This window comes from Streptomyces sp. NPDC056580, from assembly GCF_042793175.1.
In the GTDB taxonomy this organism is placed as follows: Bacteria; Actinomycetota; Actinomycetes; order Streptomycetales; family Streptomycetaceae; genus Streptomyces.
This window is the reverse complement of record NZ_JBHTVE010000007.1, coordinates 38133-64850: the sequence shown is the minus strand read 5'-3', so window position 1 is coordinate 64850 and position 26718 is coordinate 38133. Positions and strand designations below refer to the sequence as shown.

Sequence of the window (26718 nt, the reverse complement as noted above, 5' to 3'; positions counted from 1 at the left end):
CTCCCGCCCTGTCCGAGAAGAGAGGCCCAGTGGACGTGGCTCCCCGCTCTTCGCCTCAGAGGGTGTTCAGTCGATACAGAACTCGTTGCCCTCGATGTCCAGCATCGGGATGCACGAGTCGTTGCCGTCGTACAGCGTCTGCACGTGGACCGCGCCGAGCGGGATCAGCCGTTTGCATTCGGCCTCAAGTGCGGCGAGGCGCTCCTCACCCACGAGTCCCGTCCCGACCCGCACATCGAGATGCACCCGGTTCTTGGCGGCCTTGCCCTCCGGGACGCGCTGGAAGTACAGCCGCGGGCCCACACCCGAAGGGTCGACGCAGGCAAACCATGCATCCCGCTCCTCGGGCGACTGCGAACGCTTGAAATCGTCCCAGGTGGCGAACCCCGCGGGTGGCGGCGGTACGACGTAGCCCAGTACCTCGCACCAGAAGCGGGCGAGGCGCTCGGGTTCCGCGCAGTCGAAGGTGACCTGGAACGTCCTGATCTCTGGCATCGGCGCACCGTACCGCGTACCAGGCGGACCCCGCCGCTCAATTCCCCAGGCGGATCCGCCCGCCACTCGTCGCACCATGGACCGCCCGGGACACGTGACACCGCGTCAGACAAGGGGATTGCCCAGCTCACGGCATCGTGCAACACCCTTTAGGCTCGGGCCATGACGCCTGTAGACGGATCGCTTGCGCGCGACCTGGCCCCTGCCGGAGTGCTGCGCGCCTCCATCAACCTCGGCAACCCAGTCCTTGCTCAGGGCACCGCCGAGGAGCCGTCCGGGGTCACCGCCAACCGCTGACCGCGCACGTTTCCCAGCGGGCCGAATTGCGCCTCCTGGAACCCGCGTTCATGACGATCCGGCAAGCCATGGGTACTGCGAAGGAGCGGGGTCCAAAGACCACACGGTTCCTCAATGCACTCGTGACCGAGCTGGTGACGTCCGGATTCGTCGCCGAAGCGCTGCGCCGCTCCGGCCAGGACCCGACGCTGACTGCCCTCGCCGCGGTTTGACCGAGGACCTGGACGTCGACAGCTCCCGCGACGACCGAGGGAGGCGCGTGCCGAAGGGACCAGCTCGCGCCGGGGAGCGCGGGAGGCAGACGCCTGTGCCCCCTACGTGCTCGAGGGAGCGGGGTGCAACGGGGAGAGCCTCGGCGAGCGAGGAGCCGGCGGTCTCCGTTGCACGCGCTCGCCGAGGGGTTCGTGGCGCGTGGGGACCACCTCCTTCACCTCGTGGAGGCCCAAGCCCACTGGGCGCCGAGCCTCCATCGAGCGGTACCCGACCCGGCGGCAATTGCCTGGGGCTGCGGGAAACAGGCTGCCTGAGCCGAGGCACCAACCAGCCCGCGACGGCTTCCGCTCCGCCTGGGATCAGCACGATCGTCCCGGGATCAGCATGATCGTCGAGACGGCGGCCGGAGCGGCTCACCCGTACGCACCCGTGCTGAACGCCCTCCCGTCTCACTGGTCGCGGTGCCCGGGCCCCTGCCCTCTGGGCAGGCGCACGGAGTGACCCAAAGGCTCCCTCGTGTATAGCCGCGATGGAGTGCTCGGAGGGCTCAGGCGGAGTGGATTCGCTATTGATCCACCGTGTCGTAGGCCGTGGGATCCGACACCTCGTCCTTCCGGCCCAGGAGGGCTTCACAGGCCGCGTCCGCGCTGTCGAATATCCGGCAGGTCATGCCGACCCCGGTGAGGTCGAGCACACGTCGCACCACTGGGCTGGGCGCGGCCAGGGACACGGAGCCGTCGATGTTCCGCATTTCGTTGACGGTCCGTACGATGACACGCAGCCCGGAGGAGTCCATGAACGGCACGTCCGCCAGGTCCAGCACCAGGTGGCGTCGCCCGTGCACCACCTGACCGGCCAACTGGTGCTGAAGGGCGAGGCCGGTGTCGGTGTCGAGCTCTCCACTGACGGTGATGACCGCGGCATCGGAGCTGATCACGGCCACCTCAACACCCAGACCTGCTGGTTCGCTCATAAGTTCTCCTCGAACGGGCTTTACACGGCAGCAGCCCGCCTACCCCGTCCCGTGACCTTCATCCGCGCTGGACGCGGTTTCCGTCGGCCAACTGAAGGCCCCACGCCGCCCCAGGTTGTCCGCGCCGGGCTTCGACGGTCCCTCGGTCTTGTTGTGAGGAGCTGCTTCATCGTGGGCATGGTCAACGGGCAGCCGAGGCCGAGCGGTGGTCCGGCGCGTATGTCCAGGATCTCGGCGCCGCCTCGGGTTCGACGCCCATCCGGGGGGACGGGCCCGGGCCATGGGTCACCGTCCGCCGACCGGGTCGTGGACGGCGTGATTCCAGCTCGCTCGGCGGGTTGCTTCCACGGCAGGCCGGCGAGCCGCGGCCGTACTGCAGAAGGAGCGGACCCCGGCGGCGGCGCACTCGTCGTCCGGCCCGTCCACGAGGTGGCTCACCGCCCATCGCGCAGTGGGCTCACCGCCCACTGCGCAATGGTGGGGCATGCGTGTCACCTACCTGTCGGCGGGTCCTGGTGCGCCGGTCGGAGGGAGAGCAGGGTCAACTGCCACCAGTCGGAAAGGCGGTCGGTGACCATCGCGGGGCCGTCGAGCGCATCCGTGAGGGAGCACACGCCGAAGAACGCACGCACCAAGGCCCGGGCCGCGCGGGCGGGCCGGACGTGCGCGTTCAGATGGCCGGCGAGCCGGGCCTGGGCGAGGAGTCGCGTGGCGGCTGCGGTCAATAGCGCGAAAGGATCGGGAACGGGCGCGTTGATCGTGGAGCGTTCGGCCCACAGACGGGCGCCGGCAGGCGTGATCCGGCGGATCGCCCGTGACGAGTACGCCTTGTCGGCGATGACCGCGACGGGCCTGCGGCGCGGTTGGGTACTCGCGGTGCGTCCCGGACCGGATCCATGGTGGTGGCGCCGTTGGCGTTGCCCAGCGTGAGGATGAGGGCCCGAGGCAGGCCCCGACCGTCGCAGGCCGGATGAACCTCCAGATCGTCTGCCAAGGCCCGAAGTGTTCTGGCAGGTCACGCGACGGAGGAACCGTACGCAATCGTCGCCACGGCACTCCATTGATCACTTGTCGGTGATCCCGCGACCTCGACCAGGACTCCAGCGGCATCACCGTCCTGCTCGCGGCCTGCAACCACGCCCGCGCCTCCCGCGCCCCCCTGTGCTGGTAGCTGTTCCCGGCATGATCAGCTGGCTAAGGGTGTCGATGTCGCGCCAGCGCCCCGATCAGGCCGAGGTCTTGGGCTACGGCTCGCTGTGCTGGGAGCGCAGTTGCTCGTTGATGCGCTGGGCTTCTTGGAGCTGGTCTTCGAGGATGACGATGCGGCAGGCGGCCTCTATGGGTGTGCCCTGATCGACGAGTTCGCGGGCGCGGGCGGCGATGCGCAGCTGGTAGCGGGAGTAGCGGCGATGACCGCCTTCGGAGCGCAAGGGGGTGATCAGGCGATGTTCGCCGAGGGCGCGGAGGAAGGCGGGGGTGGTGGAGAGTATCTCGGCGGCCCGGCCCATGGTGTAGGCGGGGTAGTCGTCGTCGTCAAGGTTGTCGACGGGGCGGTGACTGGCAGGGGGCACAGACCTCTTCTTTCAAGAACGCGTCGGGGGGCCCGGGTGCCGAACTGGCACCCGGGCCCCGAGCTTTCAACACCATCTACCGGCAACTGCGCCGGACTTCTGTTTCCGCAGAGTCCGCCTGGGAGGGCGGGGACTGCGGGGATCGCGGATGCGTGACCGGGGACCACCTTCCAATCCGGGGCCTGCGGTACCCGGGCGGACTCCTCCCGCCCGGGCGATCCTGATGGCGTTCTGCTCCTCACCTTCGGTTACTCGGTTGTACTGCTTGGGTACCGCGGTTCTGCTCACGGCCGCTGTGGGCCGCGTCCTTCTCAGCCTGCTTGCACGGTAGTTCGTGTCTGCCGTGCCGACTTCGACTTCCTGAGTACAGCAAGACAGTAACTCCGTGATGCGCCAATGTCTACCGCTGCCACGACAGATTTTCTTCCTGGGCTTTGAATGGAGTTCGTCCGTGAATGCACACGAAAGAGTGACGCTCAGGGGTGCGTTCCGGCTCAGCGGGCGCCCACTGACTGGGCCGGACGGCCCAGCGGATCCAGGCGGGGTGGTGGAGCGGGACCGACATGGAGGCGACACGTACGGAGGCCAGCGGCGCCCGTGTCGCGGCTGAGAACAGTCACGCCGGCATCGCTCAGGTGCTTGATGCCGGCCGCGCCTTCGTGGACGCAGTGGATTCGCCTGCGGGCCGCAGAAACGGTGGAGACCCCGGCTCTCGCGATCTCAGAGCGCGCACCGACGCCGTGCGCCCTGGGCCGCCGCTGCACCTCCAGCCTTGACGCCACCGCTGACGCGGTCCACATCGCCTGCCCGCCCGCGAAGACGCGCTCCGAGCGACGGCCGGGAGGTCGTATCCGGGCTGTTCACCCCGGATGTGCCTGGCGAGCCGGCTCACCGGACGTGACCACTTCGGTCGCCGTCGGGCAGCCCGGACGCGGCAACCGAGTGGCGCGGGCCCCCGACTCCGTGCGGCCCCGGCTACGGTGCAAGCCGGGCACGCTTCACACGCCGACAAGGTGTACGACTACGACGACCCGTGCTGCCCTGGCCGGGCACCTGAATCAGCGCCATGTCAGAGGTCGGCATCGTCCTCGCGTTCGTCGCAGTTCGTCGAAGCGGCACGGGTGCTCGCAGAGCTCGTTGAGGACGCTGAGCGACCACCTGTCGAGGATCTGGTCGAGCAGCTCGCGGTGCGGGGCGTCGATGCGGAGGTCGTCGGCGGTATCCATCCAGCCGCCCACCGGCGCTCTCACACCAACCTGATCCGGTGCAGGCGGGATTGACGGTCTTGCCCACCGCCCGGTCAAGGGGTGGCCTGCCGGGCCGGGGGAGCGGTGACACCCCCGTCGGCCCCCTCGGTCGGCATCGTCCCATCTCACCTCCGCCTTCGAAACGGAACTGCCGTTCGCCGCAGCTATGCGAGAACAGGGCACAGCCGGCCGACAGGGCCCGTCGTCCCGTCTCGCGGCTGCGAGGTGCGGGGCCGCGCGGTAAATTGGAGGCCGGGCGTGGTGTCGGAATTCCACCGGGTACAGGTGCGTTGGCCCTCCCGGCAAGGAGCTGAACATCATGGCCAAGTCCGTCCGCCTCGGCATCATTCGGGCCCGGCACGACACCACCCTGCCCGTCATCCCTGATCCGGCGTGTATCGCGATGCTCATGACCGGCGACCACGCCCTGCTCCGGTTCTGGGAGGACACCACCCGGGGTTACCTCGACTTCGTCGACTCGTCGATGTTCCCGTGGGTCGACATGACGATCGGGACCGACACATCCCGGAAGGCCCAGGCCCGCGCTGCCGTCGACGCGCTGCGCGCCCGGTTCCCCAATCCCCCGGAGTGGCCCCACCTCGACGGTCTGATCGTCATCAGCCACCCGGGACAGCGCATCGTCCCGAATCCCATGGCGGGCCAGCCGGGCCAGCCCGCTACGATCACCCAGAGATTCGACGGCGGCACGGATGGCGTTGACGGGCTACCGGTCGCCGTGTGTCCGGTGATGTCGAGCGACCTCACCTTCATGTGTCACGAGGTCGGCCACCTCGTCGGTCTGGACCACACCTTCGGGCTCGACAACAACGGCACCGATTGGGATGCGACCGACGCCACCATCGTCGTCGGCACGGAATACGGCTCTCCTTACGACCTCATGTCGTCGGCCACCTTCGCTGGCCGCTTCCTCGGCGCGGGGCCGCACTACTCCGGCCAGCCGACCTTCACCGGGCCGACGGTCACCGACTGGCCGTATGCACGAGCCTTCGCCATGGGCCCGCACCTCTCGCGCGCGAACCTGCATCTGTTCATGCCGGACGCGCTGGCCGGGCGGGTGGTCGAGGCGCCTTTCCCACAGCCGGGCGCACCGGTCGCCGCACGCATCGTGCCGGCGTCCGCGCCGGACGGCAGGTGCCTGCTCGTGCTGCACCCGCCCGGCGAGCCGGCCAGCGGGGTGGGCCGGGTCTACGTCGAGTACCGCGTCCCGGCGGGCTGGGACGCCGGCATGGACCCACTGGGGCCGAGCCTTTCGCGGGAAGGGGTGGTTGTCCACTCGGTCGTCGACATCGCCAACAAGGGACCGCGCGCGTGGTACCGGGGATCGGTGCCGACGGCATCGCCGGACACCGATGTCGCCGTCGCGACGACACCGCTCGTTGTGCGCACCGAAGCTGTCGATCTCGAACGGCAGTGGGTGGACGTCTCGGTCACGGCGGGCGCGGCGAAGGCGGTCGAGATCGTCCGAGGGCTCCAGACCGAGGACGTCATCGGCCCGGTCGGTGAGGTCCAGGAGACCACGACGCCGTGCGGTGACCCCCTCCGGCGGGGAACCTTCGCCACCTCGACGACCGCTCACTTTGGTCTGCGCAGCACCGGGTTCGGCGGCAGCGGCGAACCCGTCAACCCACAGCCCACGATCGCCTGGACCGTCGGTGGAGTGCCGCTGAGCGCGCCGAGCGGGAGCGTCAGTGTTCCCGTGGACGGGACGGCGTTCACGCTCGACTACACGATCGACCCCGTCATGTTCGAGCTGACGCTCACCTCCCGGGGCGGGGAGCGCTTCGAGACGCCCGCGGTGGTGACGGTCAGCGGGGACGGGGCGACGACGTCCGCCACCGCCGTTTTCACGGCCCAGGGCTGGTTCGAGGGGATTCATCCCGACGACGTGCAGAAGTTCGGTGACTGCCTGCGGCGGATCACGGAGCGGTACCGGCGAATACCGGCGCCGTTCCGCAGGCCGACGCCCGAGCCGCCGTGGAGCGACCTGGCGACGCGTCGGCTGGCTGAAGAGAACTGGCTGAGGCAGGCGTTCCGGCTGATCAGCCAGCCGCCGGATCTCGACGCCGCCGGCCGCGGCGAACTGAGCCGGCTCCTCCAGGTGCAGGCTTCGCCCACCGCGTTCATCGACGCGCTGGAGGAGGCGGCCGTCGACTACAGCGTGCCGGAGGCGGAGCTTACCGACTGGCTCCGCAACCCCGAGTTCACCCCTTACCCGGCGCTCGCCCAGGCGCTGCTGCTGAGGCTGGACAGCACGCGATTGCAGCGTCCGGTGTTCCTGGACGTCATCACGTTCAACTACGAGAACTCGTCTGGGAAACCGTCGCCGCGGCTGCTGGAGGACGTGGAGACGCCCGTCCTGGAGGCGGCCGTGGTTGAGGGCTGGAACGTCCGGTACGGGGAGGCGGTTTCGGAGTTCGGCAAATTGTTGGTGTGATGGCGCTGCTGATGCAGGGTCAGTCGGACGGGCCAGCTTCCTATGCCACCCGACCCGCGCAGAACGCCGGTCCCGGACCCGAACCACGTGCCGGTCGGTGAAGGGGCAGCAGCGGGCGCGGACGGCGGAGCCGGTGCGACGGTCGGTGCCACCGCCGGCGGCACGATCCTTTGCCCACGGGCCTCCTCCATCGCGGACCGTCCTGCCGCCGGCCTGGTAGGGGACGGAGTCCCGGCGGTCGGCAGGGGCGGCGGCGAGCGCCAGGCCTCGCCCGTCTCTCGCGCCGACCGCCTGACCGGCTCGTACGCGGGGTCTGCACGCTTCGAACCGGGTGCGGCGGGCCCTCCCCGCCGGGTACTCGGGTACGACACAGACGTACCGCCGGGAGGCCCGGGTGCCATGGGGCGCCGGGAGCCGCACCGCAGACCTCGTTCCGGGCCACCCGCCGCCCGATCCTCAACCACCTGATCACCCCGGCTCGCCACCACCCGTACCACACAGCAGGGCGTCGGGCCCGGGGCGGCTGCCGAACCGGGTGGTGAACGCGATACCGGCGGCGTACTCGTTCGCCGCGCACTGCCCCTTGTAGTCGCCCTGGGCGAAGTCACCGCCCGCCGCCCCGCCGGGGCGGTTGTCGGACCGGTCGAACCACACAGTGCGGGCGGCCCCCGCGAGCGTGGTACGGCCTGGCGCGCACAGCGCAGCCGACACCCGCTCCCCGCGCACGCTGTAACCGGTCAGGAGAGCGCCCGGCGGGCACTGGAGCTTGGTGTACCCCGACGCCCAGTCGCCGCCGGCGGGCACGTACCGCTCGTCGGTGACGACGGTCTGCCCCGCGTCCGTGGCAGGAGCCGCCCTGCCGGCGTCGGTGCACAGGCCGCGGCCGCTGGTGTGGCCCAGGCCGATCAGCCGCAGCCCGTCCGGGCAGGCGGCCTTGCGGGCGCCGGGGTCCCAGTCGCCCGTGGCCCGTGTGCGCAGCGACTCCACCGCGTCGCCGTGGTCGGTGGCGAGCATCCGCCAGACGGGCACGGACGCCACGGGACCGGCCGTGCCGGGCGCGGACATGAGGTGCCGCCAGGCCGTGCCGCGCCAGTCGGCGGCGTCGAGGACACCGGAGCGGTGCCCGGCACCGTCGTAGCGCAGCAGTGCCCAGTCGTCGTGGCCCTCGAAGCCGACAAGCGGCCAGTACGCGAAGTCGGCGTCGTGGTCGGCGAGGTAGTCGGTCATGTTGCCGAACCAGGTGCGGGCCGCCGGGTTCGTCTCGCCGCTCCCGATGCCGAACTCGCTCACCCAGACGGGCGCGGTGTAGTGCCGGCCGCTCTCCTCGACGAAGAACGCCTCGTCGTCCAGCGCCGCGCCCAACTGCTCGCGGGTCATGTCCTGGTAGCGCAAGTCGTGTGTCTCGCCGATGCCGGTGGCGCCGCTGTGGTGCGGACCGGTGTAGCCGTAGAAGTGGGCCGAGTACACCAGCTTGTGGGCGTCCACGAGCGTGTGCGAGAGCGTGCGCACCGGGGTGAGCTGGGGCCTTCCGTGCGGGAGGCCGTCGACGGGCAGGCCGGTCCAGTTGATGCCTTCGACGACGATGAGCAGCCGGGGGTTGCCCTCGGTGAGGATCCGGTCCGCCGCGAGCTGGGCGGCCGCGTACCAGTCGTGATCGTCGCCCAGGCCCCAGTTGGGGTCGTCCAGGACGTTGCGCCTGACCTCGTTGTACAGGTCGGCGCCCACCACGCCCGGGACCCCGGCGTAGCGGCGGGCCATGAAGACCCAGTCGTCGGCCCACTGCCGGGTGGACTGCCCGGTGTTCCACCGCTCATTGCCGTCGACACCGCAGCACCAACGGGAGGTGTTGGTGTGGTTGTTGAGGACGACCGCGAACCCGCTCCGGCTGAGCGCGTCCACGACGGCGTCGTAGACCTGGAGCGGTGTCCTGCCGCGCAGCTGCGGGTTGGCGCTCACGGCGCTGTCGGGCACAGCGGCCGTGCTGTGGACCATCTCGTTGGAGAACGGCAGCCGGACGGTGTTGACGCCCAGTTCGTGGAAGTCGGCGAGCAGCCCGTCCAGCGGAACGCGGTCGAGACCGAGCGGTATCCCGTGGGAGTCCTGACCCGCATGATGGCTGGCGGGATCGCCGATGTCGCCGCTGCCCGTCCACGAACCCTGCGCGCCGTCCCAGTTGGCGCCCTTCAGCCGGAAGCGCTCCCCCCGGGCGTCGACGATGTAGCGGCCCCGGGTGGACAGGGGCGGGTACCAGGTCTCGGCCGCCGCCGAGGCGGCGGTCGGGGCGGGCGAGCGGGGCGGCGGCGCGGCGGACGCCGTGGTCGTCTGCGCGGCCAGGAGCACGAGGCCGGCGACTGCTCCGGCCAGACGCAGGACAGTTGGTGCCATCGACATGTGGACAGCCCTCGGTCGGTGTGGGGGAACCCTTCTCCGGGGCTGTACGGTGCCCTGTCCCGCCTGGAAGGTCCAGACCGGCCGACGGATGCGGCGCGATCCGTGCACCATGGCGGCTCAGATGTAACCCGGGCGGCCCCGGGTGCGCGGGATCGAAGGCCGCGACCGAGTTCTCCGTCCGGGCGCTGGACGCCGAGGTGCTCTACGACACGTTGCGCCGGAGGGACGGGCCGAAGAGCGGGCCCGCGACGGAGCGGCGGCTGGGCGTGCCGCCGGGCAGCCTGGAACGGTCCATCCGGATGCTCGCCCTGCCGCACGGCTCCGGCCTGGAACTCTTCGAGTTCGACGCCCCGCGGCAGCGGTCGCCGGCCTTGCCGTGCGACTTCGGCTGGCAGCATCCCGCCGTCTACGTCGACGACCTCGACCACGCCGTCGCCCGCGTCGTGGAGGCAGGCGGCCTACGAATACGGTCGACGCCTCGACGTGGGCCCCCGCACCGGTTCACCGCCCCGGACCAGGCCAGGTGCTCACGGGCAGATCGGCAAGAGGTCAGTCGGGTCACCGGGTGCGGCGACGGTGCTGGACGAGCAGCGCGCCGGCTCCCATGGCTACTGCCGCAGCGGCCACGCCGGCGGCCGGTAGCACGGAGGAGCCGGTCTCCGCGAGGTTGCCGCCGCTCGTCGTCCCGCCGCTCGTCGTCCCGCCGGTGACAGTGGAGGACGATCCGCCGTCCGAGCCGTTGGTCGAAGTGCCCGTCGAGCCGTTCGAGCCGCCTGTCGATCCGTCCGTGCCACTGGTCGAGCCGCCCAATGATCCCTCGGAGCCACCCGACCCCTCCGAGCCGCCTGCCGAGCCGGAGGAGCCACCGCCCGCTACGTCCAGGGTGATGTCGGCGTGGTCGTCGGTCTTGTCGGGATCGAACGGCCGGGCTTCGGTGCTCAAGGCTATGGACCCCTTGGCGCCCGGCACACGCTTGTCGATGCGCAGGTCGAAGGCGTAGGTCTCCCCGGAGCCTTCGTAGAGCGACCGCATGCCGCAGACGTACGCCCCGTCCTCGGCCCGGCAGAAGCTGCCGCGCTTGACGACCGTAGTTCCGGTGGGAGGAGTGATCACCACGCGGACGGCCTCGTCCCCTTCCCTGGGCCATACCCAGGCGGGTCCGGCGTTGGTGAACTTCACCTTCATCGTGACCGTGTCCCCGAGGCTCCCCCTCAGTGCGGCACCCGTCACCTGGTAGTCGGCCGTGTTCACGGTGGTGACGGGCACGTCGACGATGCGCGCCGACCCCGCGCCCCCGGCCTTCGCCGCGACGAGCTTCACAGGCGGTGCGGTTCCCGGCACCGGGTCGCTGCCGTTGTCATCGGCTCCCGGATCAGCACTCTCGACACGCAGGCGCAGTTCGTCGTTGAGCGCGCGGTCCAGAGCCGTGACGCGCAGGGGCCTGTCGGTCGTGTAGACGGCGCCGGGTTCCACCGTCTGGTCGAACGCGCACACCGCGGTCCACCGCTCGGGCATCTCGTCGTAGGACCGCACGTGCTGCGCCTGGCAGTTGGAGGGCACCTGGGCGAAGTCGAGCCCTCGGGTGACGGAGTAGGCGACCCACACCTTCCCGGCCGTCACCGTGCCCTTGTTCCCCACGGTGGCCGAAACGTCGATACCGTCTCCCGGTCGCAGCCCGCTGACCGGCGCGACGCCCCCGACGACCAGGTCGGGGGTGTTCTCTTCGCCGAAGGCGGCAGGCGCGGTGGCCAGTGCCACAAGACCTGCCGCGCCGAGGGCGGCGACAGAAGACCGGAAGGTGCCTAGGGCTGGTGAGGGTGTCGGCACGGAGAAATCCTTTGCTGGGGGCGAGTGAACAGACGGTGTCTCCGAGGGAACGGTCCCCGCTCGCTAGACTCCCGCCGACCGCGCACGGTTGCCCGTCCGGCGCAGAGCGGTTGTACGCGACCGGCTGGTCGCGGCTGACGACGTCCCCGTACTCGGCTGCGCTCAGAGCCGTGACGCAGTCGGGCCGAGACGACTCCAGTTCGAGGCCCCTTCATCGAGTGTTCGGAAGTACGCAGTGCAGGGAGCGCTCGAACCCCCGCCGAACTGCGGAATCGTCGCCACACGCCGTGCGGCCCCAGGGGCCGAGTCCGGAACTTCGGGCACTTCATCCGAGAGCTTGGTGGGTTACGCGAGGCATCGCGGATGGTCACGGCCGCGTCGAGGTGACCTTCCTCATGCCGCAGGCGACCGCGCATTCAGGTTGTGTGCAGGTTGGCCGGGCCAAGCTCGTCGCATGACAACGACGAGCGAAGCCCGCACGGGTCGCAGTGGGCGATTGATGCTGAACAAGGTTCCCGAGGTCACCATCTGGTTCTGGGTGATCAAGATTTTGTGCACGACCGTCGGTGAGAGTTTCGCCGACTGGATCAACATGAAGCTGGGCGTCGGCCTGGTGAACACGGCCTGGATCTTCACCGCGGTGTTCGTGGTGGTCCTGGCCGTCCAGCTGCGGCTCAAGCGGTACGTCCCGTTCCCCTACTGGCTGACCGTGGTCGTTGTCAGTGTCACGGGCACGCTGTACACGGACATCCTCACCGACCAGCTCAACGTGCCGCTGTGGATCAGCTCCGCGGTGTTCTCGGTCCTGCTCGCCGTGGTTTTCGGCGTCTGGTGGTGGCGCGAGCGCACCCTCTCGATCCACTCGGTCACGACGCTGCCGCGCGAGTCGTTCTACTGGCTCGCCGTTCTCGTCACCTTCGCGCTCGGCACCGCGACCGGCGACTGGACCCTCGAGCTCACCGGCTGGAGCCCGGGAGTCTCGGTCCTTCTGCCGCTCGGCCTCATCGCGGCGATCACGCTGCTGTGGAAGTTCGGCGCGAACCCGGTGCTGTCCTTCTGGCTCGCCTACATTCTGACCCGCCCGCTGGGCGCAAACATCGGCGACTGGCTCGCCTCGCCGAAGGTCGCGCAGCCGGGCGAGCCGACCGGCCTCGCACTGGGTACCTTCGCCACCAGCCTGATCTTCCTTGGCCTGATCCTGGCGACTGTCATCTACCTGACGGTGACGCGCTCCGACGTGACCGAGACCCACGACGCCGCGCACACTCCGCAGATCACCGCGAACCCGCGCAGGGAGCGCTTCGCGCTGGCGGGCTTCGGCCTCCTCGCCGTCGCCACCGCGAGCCTGCTGATCTGGGCGCACAGCCGGCCGCACGTCGGCCCGGCGCCGGAGGAGGACGCAACCTCCACCGTCCACCTCGCCCCCGGCCAGGCTGTGAAGCACTTCCCTTCACAGAAGGTCGCCGCGCTGAAGGCCCTCGCGTCGACCTCGCTCAAGGATGCAAAGGCGGGGAACGCGACCGGGGCCCACGCAGCTGCCCAGTCGCTGCGAGACCTCTGGGATGCCGACCAGGCCGCGTTGCAGCCGCTGGACAACACCGGCTGGACGTTCATAGACGCCCAGATGGACCAGGTCCTGAAGACCTTCGGCATCGACCACTCGAACCCGCCGTTGTCACCAGCCCGTCAGGAGACCGAACTCAAAACCCTCCTCACCGACATGCGCTGACGGACCTGATCGGCGGCGGCTCCTCGGGGGACCCCGCCGATCAGGCTCTGGCCCCGGCCCCCGGAGCACTGGAGAGTCAGCAGCGGAAAGCCGAGCGAGAGCAGCTGAGGGAAAGCCGCCCGCGTCATCCTCACCGACCAGGAAACTGGTGAGGTACTGGCTTTGACCAGCCGGGGGGAGTGGCCCATCTGGGGGGGGGCGGCTTCACGGCCCGTGCCGGGGGAGAGGGTGGCTTCCTGGTGAGCGGGCGGGGCCGGTCAGGCGTCCTGGGCCGTGCGGATGACCTCGTCCAGGGTCTCCCGGGAGCGGCGCAGGTCGGCGATCATGCGGTCGATCCGGTCCCGCTCGGCGGTCAGGTCCTGCACCAGGCGCCCGGTGGCGATCGCGGAGGGTCCGCCGTCCCGGTCGCGCATGCAGGGCAGCAGTTGTCGGATCTTCTCGCTGTGCAGCCCGGCCGCGTAAAGTTCCTGGATCCGGATGACCCGGTCGACGGCCCACTCCGGGTAGTCGCGGTGGCCGCCGGGGGTGCGCTCGGCGGTGAGCAGCCCCTGTGTCTCGTAGTAGCGCAGCGACCGCTCGCTCACGCCGGTGTGCCGGGCCAGTTCACCGATCCGCATGTCCGCCTCCGCCGGGAAGTGGGCTTGAACCTCACATCGGTGTCAAGTTCTACCGTGCCGGCATGACGCGGACAACGGACTTCCTCGCCCCCGCCCGGCTCGGCCGGCTCGCCCTGCCCAACCACCTCGTGATGGCCCCGCTGACCCGTAACCGCGCGGAGGCCGACGGTACCCCGACGGACCTGATGGTCACCCACTACACACAGCGCGCCTCGGCCGGACTGATCATCGCCGAGGGCTCGACGCCCAACCCGGCCGGACAGACGTACCCGGACATCACCGCGATACACACCGGCCGGCACGCTGCCGGCTGGCGGCGGGTCACCGACGCGGTGCGGGCAGCCGGCGGACGGATGTTCCTGCAGCTCCAGCACGGTGGCCGGGTCAGCCACCCGGCGACCACCGGCCTCACGCCCGTCGCACCCTCCGCCGTGCCGCTGCCGGAGAGGATCTTCACACCGCAGGGCCACCTGCAGGCAGCCGTCCCGCGCGCGATGACGACGGGGGACATCCGGGACACGATCGCCGACTTCGCCGCCGCCGCACGCCGGGCCGTCGACGCGGGATTCGAGGGCGTGGAGGTGCACTCGGCCAACGGGATGCTGCTGCACCAGTTCCTGGCGGACAACACCAACCGCCGCACCGACAGCTACGGCGGCTCCGCCGCGCGGCGGGTGCGGTTCGCGGCGGAGGTGACCGAGGCGGTGGCCCACGCGATCGGCGCGGACCGGGTGGGCATCCGCATCTCCCCCGCGAGCACGGTCAACGGCGTTATGGAGGAAGACACCGACCGCCTCTACGCCACGCTCCTGGACCGCCTGAAGGGGCTGGACCTCGCCTATCTGCACCTGGTGCGCTCGGACCCTGCAACCGGCTGGTACCGGCGGATCCGGACCGACTGGCCCGGCGTCCTGATCGGCAACCCGGACCTTGCCGACCTGTCCACACAGGCCGTCACCCGGGCCACGCGGGAGATGCTGGCGGCCGGAGCCGACCTGGTGGCCCTCGGCCGGCCTTTCCTCGCCAACCCGGACCTCGTCACCCGGCTGCGCCTCGGCGCACCCCTCAACCCGGTCAGGGACCGGTACTTCATGTATGTGGGCGGGGCCGCCGGTTACAACGACTATCCCACCCTGCCGAATCAGGCGGGACCACTGTCCGGCGACTCGGTCCTCCTGCCATGCCTGGATACGGGAGCAGTTCTGTAGGCAGACTCATCAGGGGTGCCTCGCTGTGAGGCATCACGCCGCATCACGAACGAGCTGGGCGCGCGGGACCGGGCGCAACCGGTCATCGGGGTCCACGAGCCGGGGCTGGTGACGCCGGTCGACCGTCAGGCGCAGTAGGTGTCCGTGTCCGGCCGTTGCCCCGTCGCAAGGAAGCGGGAGACCGTGCGGTCGCCGCAAGCGTTGCCGTTGGCGAGGTAGGCGTCGTGCCCGGTGGAGTTCACCGTCACCATCACCGCGCGCCGGCCGAACGCCTCCCGGAGCTTCCGGGCGCCGCTGAGCGGGGTCGCGACGTCCCGCTCGTTCTGGACGAGCAGGATGCCGGACGGCCCCCGGCCGGTGATCCGTACCGGCGCCTCACGCGGCGGATACGGCCAGGCGGCGCACGGCATCGCGTTGCGGGGCATGCCTGCGGTGAGCGGGTACTTGGCGCGGCTCTCGGCGACGTCCTTCTCGTACACGGCCTTCGACGCGGGCCACGCGACGTCGTTGCACATCGTGCCGGCGCCGACGGCGGCGACGTTCTGCAGGACGGCCTCGGGCGGCGCCGCGGGCGCGGGCGGCACGGTGCCCTGCTGCGCGGCCCGTATCAGCCTGGCGAGCGTGGGATAGCGGCTGGGGGAGTAGAGGCTGTCCAGCATGGTCTGGCGCAGGACGTTGCCGTTCAGCTCCTCCGGGTTGGCGCCGGGCCAGGGGAGGGGTTCCCGGTCGAGCCGGGCGGCCAGCCGCAGGAACATCGGCCGGACGTCGGCGGCCCTGCTCGCGACGCGGTCCGGGTTGTCCGGCTCAGACGCCCACGCGGCGAAGTCGGGGAAGGTGTCCTCCACGCCTTGCTCGTGCCCGGCCAGCCAGGCGCGGGCGACGCGGGTGGGGTCGGGGTTGTCGTTGCTGTCCAGCACGATGCGGTCGGTGCGGTACGGGAACAGTTGCGCGTACACGGCTCCGACGTACGTCCCGTACGACACGCCCCACGCGGAGAGCTTGTGCTCGCCGAGCGCGGCGCGGAGGCGGTCGATGTCACGGGCCTCGTTGGCGGTGCTGAGATGCCGGATCAGTTCGCCGCCGTTCGCGGCACAGGCGTCGGCCATGCGGCGGGCGGTGGCCATGTTCCCGTCCACCGAGCCGTCGGCGGCGGGCCAGGGGCGGAGCTTGGAGATGGCGAGGTCGCCGTGGTCCAGCCCGCAGTCGACGGGCGTGGACGGGGCGAGCCCGCGTGGGGCGAACCCGACCAGGTCGTAGGCGTCCAGGACGTCCTGGGGGAGCTTCTGCCCCCTGCCCGAGGGGTCGTTCAGGCTGGAGCCGCCCGGCCCGCCGGGGATCAGCAACAGGGTGCCGCGCCGGGCCTCGGGATTCTCGCTCGGGATGCGCGAGACGGCGATGTCGATGAGGGGGCTGCCGGGGTCGGCGTAGTCCATGGGGACCTGGAGGGTCGCACACTGCTGACGGGGGTCGACGCCGACGCCGGAGCCCTCGCAGGCGGTCCAGGTGAGGCCCGCGGAAGGGCTCGCGGCCACGGAGGCGGTCACGGGCGCGGTGACGGCGAGAAGGACGGTGGAGACGCCGACGATGCCGACGTTGCGGATGGTGCGTGTGCGCTGCGTCATACGACGAGCCTCGCGGATCCCAGGGGCCCGCCCCATCCGGGCAACAACCTGAAACGCCTTGGGGTTTACCCCACCGTCCCCCTGACGAACTACACCCAGGCGGTGCTTCCGACGAGGGCCACGTGTCGTCGGCCACCTTGCTGTCCCGGACGTTAGCGTGGCGGGGACACACGCCACGGTCAGGCGTCGGCCGCCGAGTGGACGCGCCGGCCGTCGACGTAGGTGAGGTGGACGCGGGTCCCGGCGATGGCCCCGGGGGGTGCGGCGAAGGGGTCGCGGTCGAGGACTACGAGGTCGGCGCGGTTGCCGGGGCGGAGGGTTCCGGTGTCGTCGAGGTGGTTCACGTAGGCGCTGCCCGCGGTGTAGGCGGCCAGCGCGGTGGTGAGGTCGAGGGCCTGCTCGGGGAGGAACGGCTTGTCGTCGGCACCGGGCAGGGCGCGGTTGACGGCGACGTGGATGCCGGCCAGCGGGTCGGGGCTGGAGACGGGCCAGTCGCTGCCGGCCGCAAGGGTGGTGCCCGCCCGTACGAGGTCGCCGAAGGGGTACTGCCAGGCGGCGCGTTCGGGCCCGAGGAAGGGGATGGTGAGTTCGTCCATCTGGGGTTCGTGAGCCGCCCACAGTGCCTGGATGTTGGCGGTGGCTCCCAGCTCGCGGAAGCGGTGGATGTCGTCGGGGTGGACGACTTGGAGGTGGGCGAGGTGGGGACGGGTGTTGCGGGTGCCGTTGACGGCGCGGGCGGCGGCGACGGCGTCGAGTGCCTCGCGGACCGCGCGGTCGCCCAGGGCGTGGAAGTGGACCTGGAAGTCGGCGGCGTCCAAGGCGGTGACGTACCGCTTGAGAGCTTCGGGGTCGACGAAGCTGAGACCGCTGTTGGCGGTGGCGCAGCCGCAGCCGTCGAGGTATGGAGCGGTCATGGCCGCGGTGTGGTTCTCCGCGACCCCGTCCTGCATGATCTTGACCGTGGAGCAGCGGAGCTTGCCGTGGGTGAGGCGCTGCCGTTTGTGCAGCAGGCCGGGGATCTGCTCCTCGCCCACGGACCTGCGCCACCACAGGGCGCCGGTCACCGAGGCGGTCAGCGTGCCGTCGAGGGCTGCCGCCAGGTAGGCGTCGGAGGGGTCGGGGTAGCCGTCCGCCCCGCACAGCAGGGCGTCCTGCCAGGCGGTGATGCCGAGACCGTGCAGGAGTTCCTGGGCGCGCAGCAGCCCGGCGATCCGGTCGGCCGGTGTCTGCGGCGGGAGGTGGGCGCCGACCAGGCTGACCGCGCCTTCCTGGAGCATGCCGACGGGTGTGCCGGCCGGCTCGCGTTCGATGCGGCCGTCCTGCGGATCGGGGGTGGCGGCGGTGATGCCGGCGATCTCCAGTGCCCGGGTGTTGACCCAGGCGCCGTGGTGGTCCCGGTTGACGAGGTAGACGGGACGGTCGGGCACTAGCGTGTCGAGGAACTGCCGGGTCGGTATGCCGCCCTCGAAGCTCTCCATGGACCAGCCGCCGCCGGTGATCCATTCCCTGTCGGGGTGGGCGTCGGCGTAGGCACGGATACGGCGGGCGTACTCGTCGGGGTCGGTGGTCCCGGTCAGATCGCACTCGCCGAGTTCGATGCCGCCCATGACGGCGTGGACGTGAGCGTCCTGGAAGCCCGGCAGCAGCGGGCGGCCGCGCAGGTCGACGACCTCGGTGCGCGCTCCGACGAGGTCCTTGACCTCGTCGTGGCCGACAGCCGTGATGCGGCCGTCGGTGACGGCCAGGGTGGTGGCCCGGGTGCGGGCCGGGTCCATGGTCAGGACCGGTCCGTTGGTGAAGACGAGGTCGGCGGCGAGGTGGGACATGGGTGTGGAGGTCCAATCGCTGGAGTATGGGGCCGGGCCGGGAAGGCGCCGCGGTCAGGACAGGGACTCGGCTTCGGAGGCCGGGACGGCGACCGGTGCCGTCGTGCGGGTGAAGGCGGGGGCGCGGCGGTACCACTTGGCGACTGCGGACACCGCGAGGCCGGTCACAAGGATGACGGAGGGACACAGCAGGTTGAACCAGCCGTTGTCGACGCTGACTTCGAAGGTGTCGCTGAGGGTCGCGTAGTAGAACGCGAGGTAGGCGCCGAGGGCGAACAGGACGACGGCGCACACCGACGGCACGACGACGGCGAGGACGGCTTCGCGCGGGCTGGTGCGCAGGAGACCGCGGAAGCGCAGGGCGCAGGCGATGGCGGTGAGCCCGTAGTAGAGCGCGACGAGGATGCCGATGGCGTTGACCGCGGCCAGGATCGCCTCGTTGAGCTTGGGGATCACCACGGTCAGGATCGCGACGACCGCGGAGATGACGGTGACGATCACGGTACCGGCGGTGGGTCCGCCGTGCCGGGCGCTGATGCGTGCCCAGACGGGTCCGAGGGTGCGTTCGCGGCTCATGGCCAGTGTCAGGCGGGCGGTGGGGATGATGCCGGCCTGCAGGGAGGCCACGGCCGAGAACATCAGGGCGACCAGCGGGAGGGTGGCCCAGGGCTCGTCGGCGAGCCGGGAGGCGTAGTAGGTCAGTCCCTGGGCGCCGGTCTCGCTCATCTCGGGGGTGGCCATGACCCGCTGGAAGGCGACAGCGCCCAGGAGGAACAGGCCGAGCATGGTGAACAGGGCGATGTAGCTGCCCCGGGCCGCGTCACCGGCCCGCTCCGTCTCCTCGGTCACCGAGAACGCGGCGTCCCAGCCCCAGTAGAAGAAGACCGCCAGGACCAGGCCCTGGGCCAGGGCGGCGGGCGAGCCGAAGGCGAAGGGGTTGAACCAGGACAGCGAGAAGGGCTGGTCGCCCGCGAACAGTCCCCAGCAGCAGAAGACCAGCAGCACGGCGTACTCGAAGACGAGCAGACAGGTCTGGAGCCGGGTGGCCTTGTGGACGCCGGTCACGGCGGTCACGGTGACCGCGGCCAGGACGACCAGGCCGATCAAAGTGCACTGGAGGGTGGAGTTGGCGTCCAGGTGCCGGCCCAGGAGGCTGTCGACGCCGGCCTTGTGGGCGCACTGCACCAGGACGGAACCGGTCACGGACGTGGTGTAGGCGAGGAAGACGACGCCACCGGCGAGCGGGACCCAGCCGGCGATCATCCCGAGCCACGGGCCCATGCTCCGGCCGACCCACACGTATCCGGCACCGCAGTTGGGTTCCGCCTTGTTCAGACGGGCGTAGGCGCTGGCGATGCCGAGCATCGGCAGGAAGCCGAGGAGCAGGATGAGTGGCGTCCGCCGCCCCGTGATCGAGGCGAGGACCCCGAGGCCGATACCGATGCTGGTGGTCGCGGCGGTACTGGAGGCAGCCAGTACGACGCCGTCCACGACTCCCAGCGATTTCTTCAACTCAGTGGAAGAACTGGTGTGTTCCATGGGCAACCGGTCCAGGGGTGCGGGACGCACGCGCGGCGTCCGTGAGCGGAGGAGTAGGTCTGCAGGTGCTGCGGCATGGAAGCGGCGGTCCGCGGACCGCCGCCGGGTGGCGGAGAAGACGTGGCGGACAGTGCGCCGGACCCGTCGGGGCACGGCTGTGTCGACGGACCGCCGGGCAGGTCGGCCCGTACCGACCGGCCCCGCGCCGTCACCGTCGGCACAGGCCGACACGGGCGTGTAGCGCTGGTGGAGCCACATCAAACAGCCCTGGACTTTTAAGGTCAATCGCGTTGTCATAAGAACGTCTGCCACTCGTTCCTTCTCAGATCGGACTCCGGATGAGCACCTACGGCGATACGGACGACACGACTCCGCCCGGGCGACTCGCGGCCGGACGGCGGCGCCGCACGACGAGGACGGGCACGGTGCTCAGCCAGGAGCTGATCGTGCGGACGGCGATCCGCTTGCTGAGCCAGCACGGCCACGACGCGCTGGGCGTGCGACGCCTCGGCATCGCGCTGGGGGCCGACCCGTCGGCGCTGTACCGCTACTTCCGCAGCACCGACGACCTCATCCTCGCGGTCGCGGACGAACTGATCGGAATGAGTCTCAAGGACGTGCGGATCACCGGAGAGTGGCGCGGTGACCTGCGCTGTGTGGGGCTCGAGCTGCACCGCACGTACACCGCCCACCCTCAGGCCGCGGTGCTGGCGGCCTCCCGGGTCACCCGCCGCCCCAACGAGATGCGGGGGGTGGAGACCGGTCTGGGCATCCTGCGCGACGCCGGCTTCGGGCCGGACGACGCGGCCCACTACTACCACCGGTTCATCGACTTCACGCTGGGCTTCGCCGCCATCGACGCGGCCGCCCACACGCTGCCGGCGGAAGCCGAAGCGGCCGACCGCGGGGCCTGGCAGGCGACCTACACCCGTCTGCCCGCCGACGAATACCCGCGCATCGCCGAGTCCGCGCACGCCCTGGCGCAGACGATGAGCACCAGCGCCTACCCCGGCGCGCTGGAGGTCTTCCTCGACGGACTGCAGGACGCGCTCGACCGGCACGGTCGTTGAGGGGTGCGCGCGATGAACCGGCGCCAATGCGCACCTCTCCGGCGCCATGCCCTTCGAATCGCCACGAGTTGCCGGCCGATCCGGTCTGCGGGCGGCGATGGGCCGACCATCGCCGCCCGTTGGAGGCCATCGCGTGAAGTACCGCACGTGCTGGCCCTGGAGCGGCCTTCGAACGAGTCCGGATCGTTCCCGAACACTCCCGAACGGCTGATTCGGCACGGGATCGACGCCGACCGCGTTATCCGTGACCGCCGCCTCTGACACGCCGTATCCGAGCCCGACGCATGAGGGGGGTCAGGCGAGTGATCAGGGGTGAAGCCCGTCGTCGGGCCGCGCGGCGGGGCAGGCTGCCGGCGCGAAGGCCGTGATTGCGTCGATGAGTTCGGCCGGGACCTCCAGCGGGATCAGGTGACCGGTGCGTGGGATCACCATGAAGTCGGCTCGGGAAAGATACGGCACCAGGTTGCAGCGGAGCACATCGGCGGGCTCGACCTGATCGTTCTCTCCGGCGATCACGAGGGCGGGAACGCTGACCATGCTCGTGTGCACGGTGATGTCCTGTGCGATGCCGTGCAGCGGCCACTCGGTGCGGGCGGCTTCGGTGACGGTCCGCGAGTCGGTCACGATCTGTGCCTTGACCGAGGCGGACAACTCTGTAGCGGTGAGGATGTGGTCCCGTGCTCCGGCGACGGACTCGGCGGAGTCGTAGGCGTGGGAAAGAGCTTCCCGGTACTCGGCGGTGATCTGTGCGGCGGGCTTCGCCGGACCGGAGCCGACCAGGACGATGCCGCGCAGACCGGCGGGCCCGGTGGCCGCGACCATCTGTGCGACCTTGCCGCCCATCGAGTGCCCCACCAGCACGTAGTCGCTGATCCCCGCGTCGGCCAGCACGGCGAGCGTGTCGTCGGCGAGCTGACCGAGCGTGTAGGGGCCGGGCAGGCCGCTCGAACGACTCCATCCGCGGAAGTCGAGCGTGAGCGTGTCACGGTCCGCGAGGTGGCCGACGACGAGGTCCCAGGTGCGGGCGGAACCACCCCAGTAGTGCAGGAACACCAGGGTCGGACCGGTCCCGGGCCGGTGGTCGTAAGCGGGCAGATGCGTCTGCTGGGTCGTGTTCACAATGGTCTCTTCGGGTCGGCGTGCTGGGTGATTGCCCTTTGTGTTCATCGAACCCTTCGCAGCTGGGCGGCGCATCGGCGTGACTTGTCACCCCATGGTGAAAAATGGACTCGTGAGCGTGATCCGGCAGATGAGCTACCAGCCCGCAGGGCACCGCGCCGCCGCAGTCGAGACGATGACGTTCGACCGCCTCCGCGAGCTGAACGACGGCGGTACGCAGCGCGCCGACTTCCATGTCCTAGCCGTCGTCGCCGCCGGGCAAGGCACGGTCACGGTGGACTTCCTCCACCACCCGCTCCAGGAGCGGTCCGCAGTGTGGATTCCACCCGGCGCGGTGCACCGGTGGGACGACATCGCCGATGTGGCGGGGCACCTCGTGCTGTTCGTGCCGACCGCGCCGGTCACTCAGGCCACCCGGGAACTCGTCGCGTCCCCTTACCTCGTCGCGCACTGGAGGGTCCCAGACGCCGACTGGCCCTTCGTCGAAACGGCGCGCGACCATCTCCTCATGGAGGCGTCCGCCCCACCCGAGAACGCCCCGACGGAGCTGCCCCAGATCCTGCTCTCCGCGCTCATCGCCCGGCTGCCGCCGCCACACGCCCAAGCACGGTTCACTAACCCGGTGTTCCAGTTGTTCCGCTCCAGCGTGGAAGCGCACTTCCGGGAACACCACGACGCCGGCTACTACGCCCGTACCTTGGGATACGCGCCCCGCACCCTCTCACGAGCGGTGCAGCAGGCCACCGGCCGCACCGCGAAGGCGTACATCGTCGAACGGATCGCCCTGGAGGCCAAACGACTACTCGCCCACGACCGCCTCACCGCCGCTCGCTGCGCCGCCACGCTCGGCTTCCCCGACGCATCGAACTTCTCGGTGTTCTTCCGCAAGGCGACAGGCATGCGCCCGGGTGCGTGGCAGGCGGCGGCCGTCGAGTAGGAAGTGCACAGAAGTGCACATACCGACAACACGTGAGCCGGGTCTGCTGCCGGGCCCGTGCGCGCTCTGCCACCCAACGCGTTCTCCCCGGCCCGGAACCGTGGGGGGCGCCTTCGCGGGGGTGATGGGTATACGCCGGCGTCAGTCGAATCACCGAGTACGCGGCATGAGACGAGCGGCATCAGTGGGGCGTGCCGACATTCGGTCGTGCGGCGCGCCGGGATCGGCCCTTCGCCGCACGGCCTCCTCCGCAGGGCCGGCCGCACCGGAGCGACGGTGGCGGATGGTACTCGAGGGGGAGTCGGGGAACGGGTGGGAAAACCGGCTCGCCGCCGGTGCTCACACACCCGGGCGCGTCGTCCTCCCGGAGGGCGGCCGCGCGGCAGGCGCGCGTCTCACTGCTGGGGGTCCAGCTTTGCGATGATCGAGTCGGAGATCTCCGCCAGCAGGGCGGTCTGGCCCGGGGTGAGGTGGTCCAGGAACAAGCGCCGGACGTCTTCGACGTGTTGCGGCGCGGCGCTCTCCAGGGCCGCGCGCCCGGCCGGCGTCACTCTCACGTAAGCGCCACGGCCGTCGTCGGCGCACTCCTCCCGGTCGACGAGGCCGCGCTTGGCCATGCGTGCGATGTGGTGGGAGACCCTGCTCTTCTCCCACCCCAGCACCTTCGCGAGTTCGAGCACCCGCAACCGGTCGTCGGCGGACCGGGTCAGCTCGGCCAGCACCTTGTAGTCGGTCGCGGACAGCCCGAAGGAGTTCTGCATCGACCGACCGGCCTGGCTGACCAGCAGGTCGTGCATGCGCAGCAGACCTCGCCAGGCACGCTCCTCGACCGGGGTCAGCCATCGGGTTGATTCCGTCATGTGTCCAGCCTATGAGAAGGTTGACACTTCAGTCATCTTCCCGACCCGCGTGATTCGCGCCCGGCAGCAGGACGCCCGGCAGTGCTCCCGCCCGCGCCCCACCGCGGGTCACCCGCCCCACTGAGTGGGTTGCCCGCCCCACGCGTCGAGCAGACGGTGCAGACGCAGCTCCGGACTCCAGATGCCGGTGTTGCCGATGTCCATATGGCGACGCTCCTCTTCTACCTGCCGCAACCGTGCGGTCACCCTTCGGACTAGATGATGCGTCAACTAAATGGGTGTGGGCATGCCGTGGTCGGTTCCGGGGGACGCCGGATCGCTGGTTGGCGGCAGCGCGCGGCTGAGCTCCGACGCGAGGTGATGCCCAGCCGGTGGAACACCTCGTGCAGCCGGCCGCCGGTTGACGCTCTGGACGTGGGCTACGGCTTCTCGGACATCCCGGCCGATGCCGCACGGTGGATCATCGGCGACATCGTCGAGGCACTTGCCCGGCGGCCGGAGACGCCACCGCTGTGTCTGCAGGCGACCGACACCGGCCTCGTTCACGCCTTGGGGGCGGGCGGTCCCACGGTCAGCGGACGGCAGGCCGACCTCCTCGCCTGGCTCAGCGGTCGCTCTCCCGGTACGGGGCTTACCGTGGCCGGCGGCGACACGGTCCCGCCGGCGCCCTTCTGGATCTGACCGGTGTCCACATGAGTCAGCCGCCGCTGAGCCGGGCGATCAAGCAGTTGGAGGGCACCGACCCCGTCCGGCAGTCGTACTGGAACGGTGGCCGGCCGCGTGCGGGCCCGGTGGTGCGCGCCGTCCAGGAATGCCTGCAGGCCGTGCTGTGGAACGGCACGGTCGGCCTGGCCCCGCTCGGACACGACCTGCCCGCTGAGCTGGCCGTGGTACCGCTGACCGACATGGAACCGAGCCGCGTGGTGGCGGTGTGGAACGCGGGGGACACCAATCCGTTGATCCGGTCCTTCATAGAGACCGCCACCACCGCGTACCGTCACTGAGCACCGGCAGCCTGTGCTGCCGCGACGGACTTCCGCGAGGCGCATCGCACTGCGGACCCAGAAGCTCCTGCCACCTCGACACCGCTGACCCGGCCAATCCGAGGTGCTCCTCATCCGGAACGCCGTGATGTGCGGAAGAGGAGATGCACACGGCGAACAGTGTGCCCCGCGCACCACGAGGAGACGGTATGGCCGACTTCACCGATCGCGAGATCGAGTCCGTGTGGGACTACCCGCGGCCGCCTGCCGTGCTGCCGGACGACCGCCTCGTCCGTGTCGAGTGCGGTGGCCACGTCGTGGCCGAGACAAGACGTGCCGTCCGGGTGCTGGAGACCAGTCACCCTCCGACCTTCTACATCCCGCCGGAAGACGTCCGCTCGGATCTGCTGTTCCTCACCGAGGGCCACACCTGGTGCGAATGGAAGGGCAGGGCTCGTTACTGGGATCTGATCGTCGGTGACGCGGTGCGAAGCCGGGCCGCATGGAGCTACCCGAGCCCCGAGCCCGCGTACGCGGTCCTGAAGGGCTACTTCGCCTTCTACGCGAGCCGTGTCGACCGCTGCCTCGTCGGCGGCCAACAGGTGCAGGCCCAGGAGGGAGACTTCTACGGCGGATGGGTCACCGAGGATGTGCGGGGGCCCTTCAAGGGCGCGCCCGGAACGCGTGGGTGGTGAGCGGGCGGTGAGTAGGTGGTGAGCAGTCACAGCGACCCCGCAGCCCGAGAACGGCGTCGCGGGCCCTCCCGCGGCGGCGAACGGCTTCAGCGAGTGAACAGCTCGGGGTTCGCGTGGACGAAATCGGCTACTCCGGCAGCGGACCGCCCGGTGACCTCGGCCATGCCGTCTGCCTGGCGGTCGTAGCGGCCGGCCACGTGTAGACGAGCCATGGTGGAGATGTGCTGGAGGACGTGGTCCGGCAGTCCCAGCGCCCCGAGATCGTCGTCGAGCCACTCCTGCAACGGAACGTCGGTGTAGCCGACTGTGCGCCCCAGAGCATCGGAGATCTCCGCGGCCAGAGCGGCGACGTCCTGTGATCGGGGACCTGTCAGCTCATAGGTCCGGCCGACATGCCCGGCCGGATCGGCGAGTACCTCCTCGACGACCGCGGCGACGTCACCGGCCGCGATCGGGGATGTTCTCGCCTTGCCGAAGGGCCACCTGATGACGCCGTCCTCGGCGATCGAGGAGAACACGGTCTGGAAGAGCGGGTTCTCCATGAAGACGGTGGGCCTGACCTGGACCACGGGCAGGCCCGACCAGTCGAGAACCTGCTCGACCAGCCACTGCTGACGGTGCTGATGCGACTCGGAGCCGCTGGTGGCGTCCATCTCGGCGACGGTCAGCTGCGACATGTTCACGAGTGCCTCCAGCCTTCCGTAGGCGCGCGCGACCGCCGCTGTGGTCACGGCGGCCAGCAGATACTGGGCCGACACGGCCATGCCGAAATACATCCGACCGCAGCCGTCGAGGGCGTCGGCGACATCACGGGCACGCGTCAGATCTCCGACCACGACCTCGGCACCCGTCGCGCGCAGCGCCTGGGCGCGGTCGTCATCCCGGCGCACCAGAGCCCGGACCTGAAGGCCTCGACGCCGTAGACCCAGGACCACAGTCCTGCCGACGGCCCCCACGCTGCCCGCCGCACCGGTCACCAGAATGGGCCGCACGCCTGCTTCCGGGCTGGAATTCATGGGGGCAGCGTGCGACCCGCACGACGAC

The 26718-nt window shown here is 70.4% G+C and carries 20 protein-coding genes and 4 pseudogenes; 10 read left to right on the top strand and 14 right to left on the bottom strand.

Annotated elements, in window-relative coordinates:
* Window positions 1-66: 66 nt before the first annotated feature.
* Window positions 67-495, bottom strand: coding sequence for a VOC family protein (locus ACFQ9Z_RS16710; protein ID WP_383017386.1), 429 nt, complete (start codon window positions 493-495; stop codon window positions 67-69).
* A gap of 162 nt (window positions 496-657) precedes the next feature.
* Between ACFQ9Z_RS16710 and ACFQ9Z_RS16705 the strand changes: the two genes are divergently transcribed.
* Window positions 658-792: a hypothetical protein gene (locus ACFQ9Z_RS16705; RefSeq protein WP_383017383.1), complete on the top strand. Its 135-nt coding sequence runs from the start codon at window positions 658-660 to the stop codon at window positions 790-792.
* A 778-nt stretch (window positions 793-1570) separates the two neighbouring features.
* On the opposite strand, the gene ACFQ9Z_RS16700 is transcribed toward ACFQ9Z_RS16705, so the two are convergent.
* The 4 genes and pseudogenes from ACFQ9Z_RS16700 to ACFQ9Z_RS16685 all read right to left on the bottom strand — a co-directional run.
* A complete protein-coding gene (locus ACFQ9Z_RS16700; protein WP_383017380.1) occupies window positions 1571-1978 on the bottom strand; it encodes an STAS domain-containing protein in 408 nt (135 codons plus the stop codon).
* A 491-nt stretch (window positions 1979-2469) separates the two neighbouring features.
* A pseudogene (locus ACFQ9Z_RS16695) lies at window positions 2470-3088 on the bottom strand (hypothetical protein).
* Between the two features lie 134 nt (window positions 3089-3222).
* The gene (locus ACFQ9Z_RS16690) at window positions 3223-3549 is read right to left on the bottom strand and encodes a MerR family transcriptional regulator (RefSeq protein ID WP_383017377.1); all 327 of its coding nucleotides are present in this window, start codon (window positions 3547-3549) and stop codon (window positions 3223-3225) included.
* Between the two features lie 1094 nt (window positions 3550-4643).
* A pseudogene (locus ACFQ9Z_RS16685) lies at window positions 4644-4775 on the bottom strand (transcriptional regulator); the annotation flags it as partial.
* A gap of 673 nt (window positions 4776-5448) precedes the next feature.
* Between ACFQ9Z_RS16685 and ACFQ9Z_RS16680 the strand changes: the two are divergent.
* The gene (locus ACFQ9Z_RS16680; RefSeq protein ID WP_383017374.1) at window positions 5449-7251 is read left to right on the top strand and encodes a hypothetical protein; all 1803 of its coding nucleotides are present in this window, start codon (window positions 5449-5451) and stop codon (window positions 7249-7251) included.
* 468 nt (window positions 7252-7719) lie between these two features.
* Here the strand turns inward: ACFQ9Z_RS16680 and ACFQ9Z_RS16675 are convergent, their stop codons facing one another.
* Window positions 7720-9642, bottom strand: a complete 1923-nt coding sequence (locus ACFQ9Z_RS16675; protein WP_383017371.1) for a glycoside hydrolase family 5 protein — start codon at window positions 9640-9642, stop codon at window positions 7720-7722.
* A 558-nt stretch (window positions 9643-10200) separates the two neighbouring features.
* Window positions 10201-11469 (bottom strand): hypothetical protein, encoded by a 1269-nt coding sequence (locus ACFQ9Z_RS16670; protein WP_383017368.1) that lies wholly within the window; start codon window positions 11467-11469, stop codon window positions 10201-10203.
* Between the two features lie 499 nt (window positions 11470-11968).
* Here ACFQ9Z_RS16670 and ACFQ9Z_RS16665 point away from each other — a divergent pair, with 499 nt between their 5' ends.
* Window positions 11969-13198, top strand: a complete 1230-nt coding sequence (locus ACFQ9Z_RS16665; RefSeq protein ID WP_383017365.1) for a hypothetical protein — start codon at window positions 11969-11971, stop codon at window positions 13196-13198.
* A 257-nt stretch (window positions 13199-13455) separates the two neighbouring features.
* On the opposite strand, the gene ACFQ9Z_RS16660 is transcribed toward ACFQ9Z_RS16665, so the two are convergent.
* The gene (locus ACFQ9Z_RS16660) at window positions 13456-13815 is read right to left on the bottom strand and encodes a MerR family transcriptional regulator (RefSeq protein ID WP_383017362.1); all 360 of its coding nucleotides are present in this window, start codon (window positions 13813-13815) and stop codon (window positions 13456-13458) included.
* Window positions 13816-13877: 62 nt separating this feature from the next.
* On the opposite strand from ACFQ9Z_RS16660, the gene ACFQ9Z_RS16655 reads away from it, so the two are divergent.
* The gene (locus ACFQ9Z_RS16655; RefSeq protein ID WP_383017359.1) at window positions 13878-15023 is read left to right on the top strand and encodes an alkene reductase; all 1146 of its coding nucleotides are present in this window, start codon (window positions 13878-13880) and stop codon (window positions 15021-15023) included.
* A 125-nt stretch (window positions 15024-15148) separates the two neighbouring features.
* On the opposite strand, the gene ACFQ9Z_RS16650 is transcribed toward ACFQ9Z_RS16655, so the two are convergent.
* From ACFQ9Z_RS16650 to ACFQ9Z_RS16640, 3 genes are all read right to left on the bottom strand, one after another.
* Window positions 15149-16645 (bottom strand): alpha/beta hydrolase, encoded by a 1497-nt coding sequence (locus ACFQ9Z_RS16650; RefSeq protein ID WP_383017356.1) that lies wholly within the window; start codon window positions 16643-16645, stop codon window positions 15149-15151.
* A 179-nt stretch (window positions 16646-16824) separates the two neighbouring features.
* Window positions 16825-18471, bottom strand: a complete 1647-nt coding sequence (locus tag ACFQ9Z_RS16645) for an amidohydrolase (RefSeq protein WP_383017353.1) — start codon at window positions 18469-18471, stop codon at window positions 16825-16827.
* Between the two features lie 54 nt (window positions 18472-18525).
* Window positions 18526-20010, bottom strand: coding sequence for an APC family permease (locus tag ACFQ9Z_RS16640; protein WP_383017350.1), 1485 nt, complete (start codon window positions 20008-20010; stop codon window positions 18526-18528).
* Between the two features lie 338 nt (window positions 20011-20348).
* On the opposite strand from ACFQ9Z_RS16640, the gene ACFQ9Z_RS16635 reads away from it, so the two are divergent.
* Both ACFQ9Z_RS16635 and ACFQ9Z_RS16630 read left to right on the top strand, forming a co-directional pair.
* Entirely contained in the window at window positions 20349-21080 is a 732-nt protein-coding gene (locus ACFQ9Z_RS16635; RefSeq protein WP_383017347.1) for a TetR/AcrR family transcriptional regulator, read from the top strand.
* Window positions 21081-21106: 26 nt separating this feature from the next.
* Window positions 21107-21308 (top strand): annotated as a pseudogene (locus ACFQ9Z_RS16630) (hypothetical protein); the annotation flags it as partial.
* Between the two features lie 78 nt (window positions 21309-21386).
* On the opposite strand, the gene ACFQ9Z_RS16625 reads toward ACFQ9Z_RS16630, so the two are convergent.
* Window positions 21387-22199, bottom strand: a complete 813-nt coding sequence (locus ACFQ9Z_RS16625; RefSeq protein ID WP_383017344.1) for an alpha/beta fold hydrolase — start codon at window positions 22197-22199, stop codon at window positions 21387-21389.
* A 112-nt stretch (window positions 22200-22311) separates the two neighbouring features.
* Here ACFQ9Z_RS16625 and ACFQ9Z_RS16620 point away from each other — a divergent pair, with 112 nt between their 5' ends.
* Window positions 22312-23136 (top strand): helix-turn-helix domain-containing protein, encoded by an 825-nt coding sequence (locus tag ACFQ9Z_RS16620; protein WP_383017341.1) that lies wholly within the window; start codon window positions 22312-22314, stop codon window positions 23134-23136.
* A 395-nt stretch (window positions 23137-23531) separates the two neighbouring features.
* Here the strand turns inward: ACFQ9Z_RS16620 and ACFQ9Z_RS16615 are convergent, their stop codons facing one another.
* On the bottom strand, window positions 23532-23996 hold the full coding sequence (locus tag ACFQ9Z_RS16615; protein ID WP_383017338.1) for a MarR family winged helix-turn-helix transcriptional regulator: 465 nt from the start codon (window positions 23994-23996) through the stop codon (window positions 23532-23534).
* Between the two features lie 414 nt (window positions 23997-24410).
* Here ACFQ9Z_RS16615 and ACFQ9Z_RS16610 point away from each other — a divergent pair, with 414 nt between their 5' ends.
* The 3 genes and pseudogenes from ACFQ9Z_RS16610 to ACFQ9Z_RS16600 all read left to right on the top strand — a co-directional run bounded on the left by ACFQ9Z_RS16610 (window position 24411) and on the right by ACFQ9Z_RS16600 (window position 25674).
* On the top strand, window positions 24411-24677 hold the full coding sequence (locus tag ACFQ9Z_RS16610) for a hypothetical protein (protein ID WP_383017335.1): 267 nt from the start codon (window positions 24411-24413) through the stop codon (window positions 24675-24677).
* Between the two features lie 53 nt (window positions 24678-24730).
* Window positions 24731-25000, top strand: a pseudogene (locus ACFQ9Z_RS16605) (LysR family transcriptional regulator); the annotation flags it as partial.
* Between the two features lie 188 nt (window positions 25001-25188).
* Complete coding sequence (locus ACFQ9Z_RS16600; protein ID WP_383017332.1) at window positions 25189-25674, top strand: DUF427 domain-containing protein; 486 nt, start codon at window positions 25189-25191, stop codon at window positions 25672-25674.
* A gap of 86 nt (window positions 25675-25760) precedes the next feature.
* On the opposite strand, the gene ACFQ9Z_RS16595 is transcribed toward ACFQ9Z_RS16600, so the two are convergent.
* Window positions 25761-26690: an NAD(P)H-binding protein gene (locus ACFQ9Z_RS16595; protein ID WP_383017329.1), complete on the bottom strand. Its 930-nt coding sequence runs from the start codon at window positions 26688-26690 to the stop codon at window positions 25761-25763.
* Window positions 26691-26718: the final 28 nt, after the last annotated feature.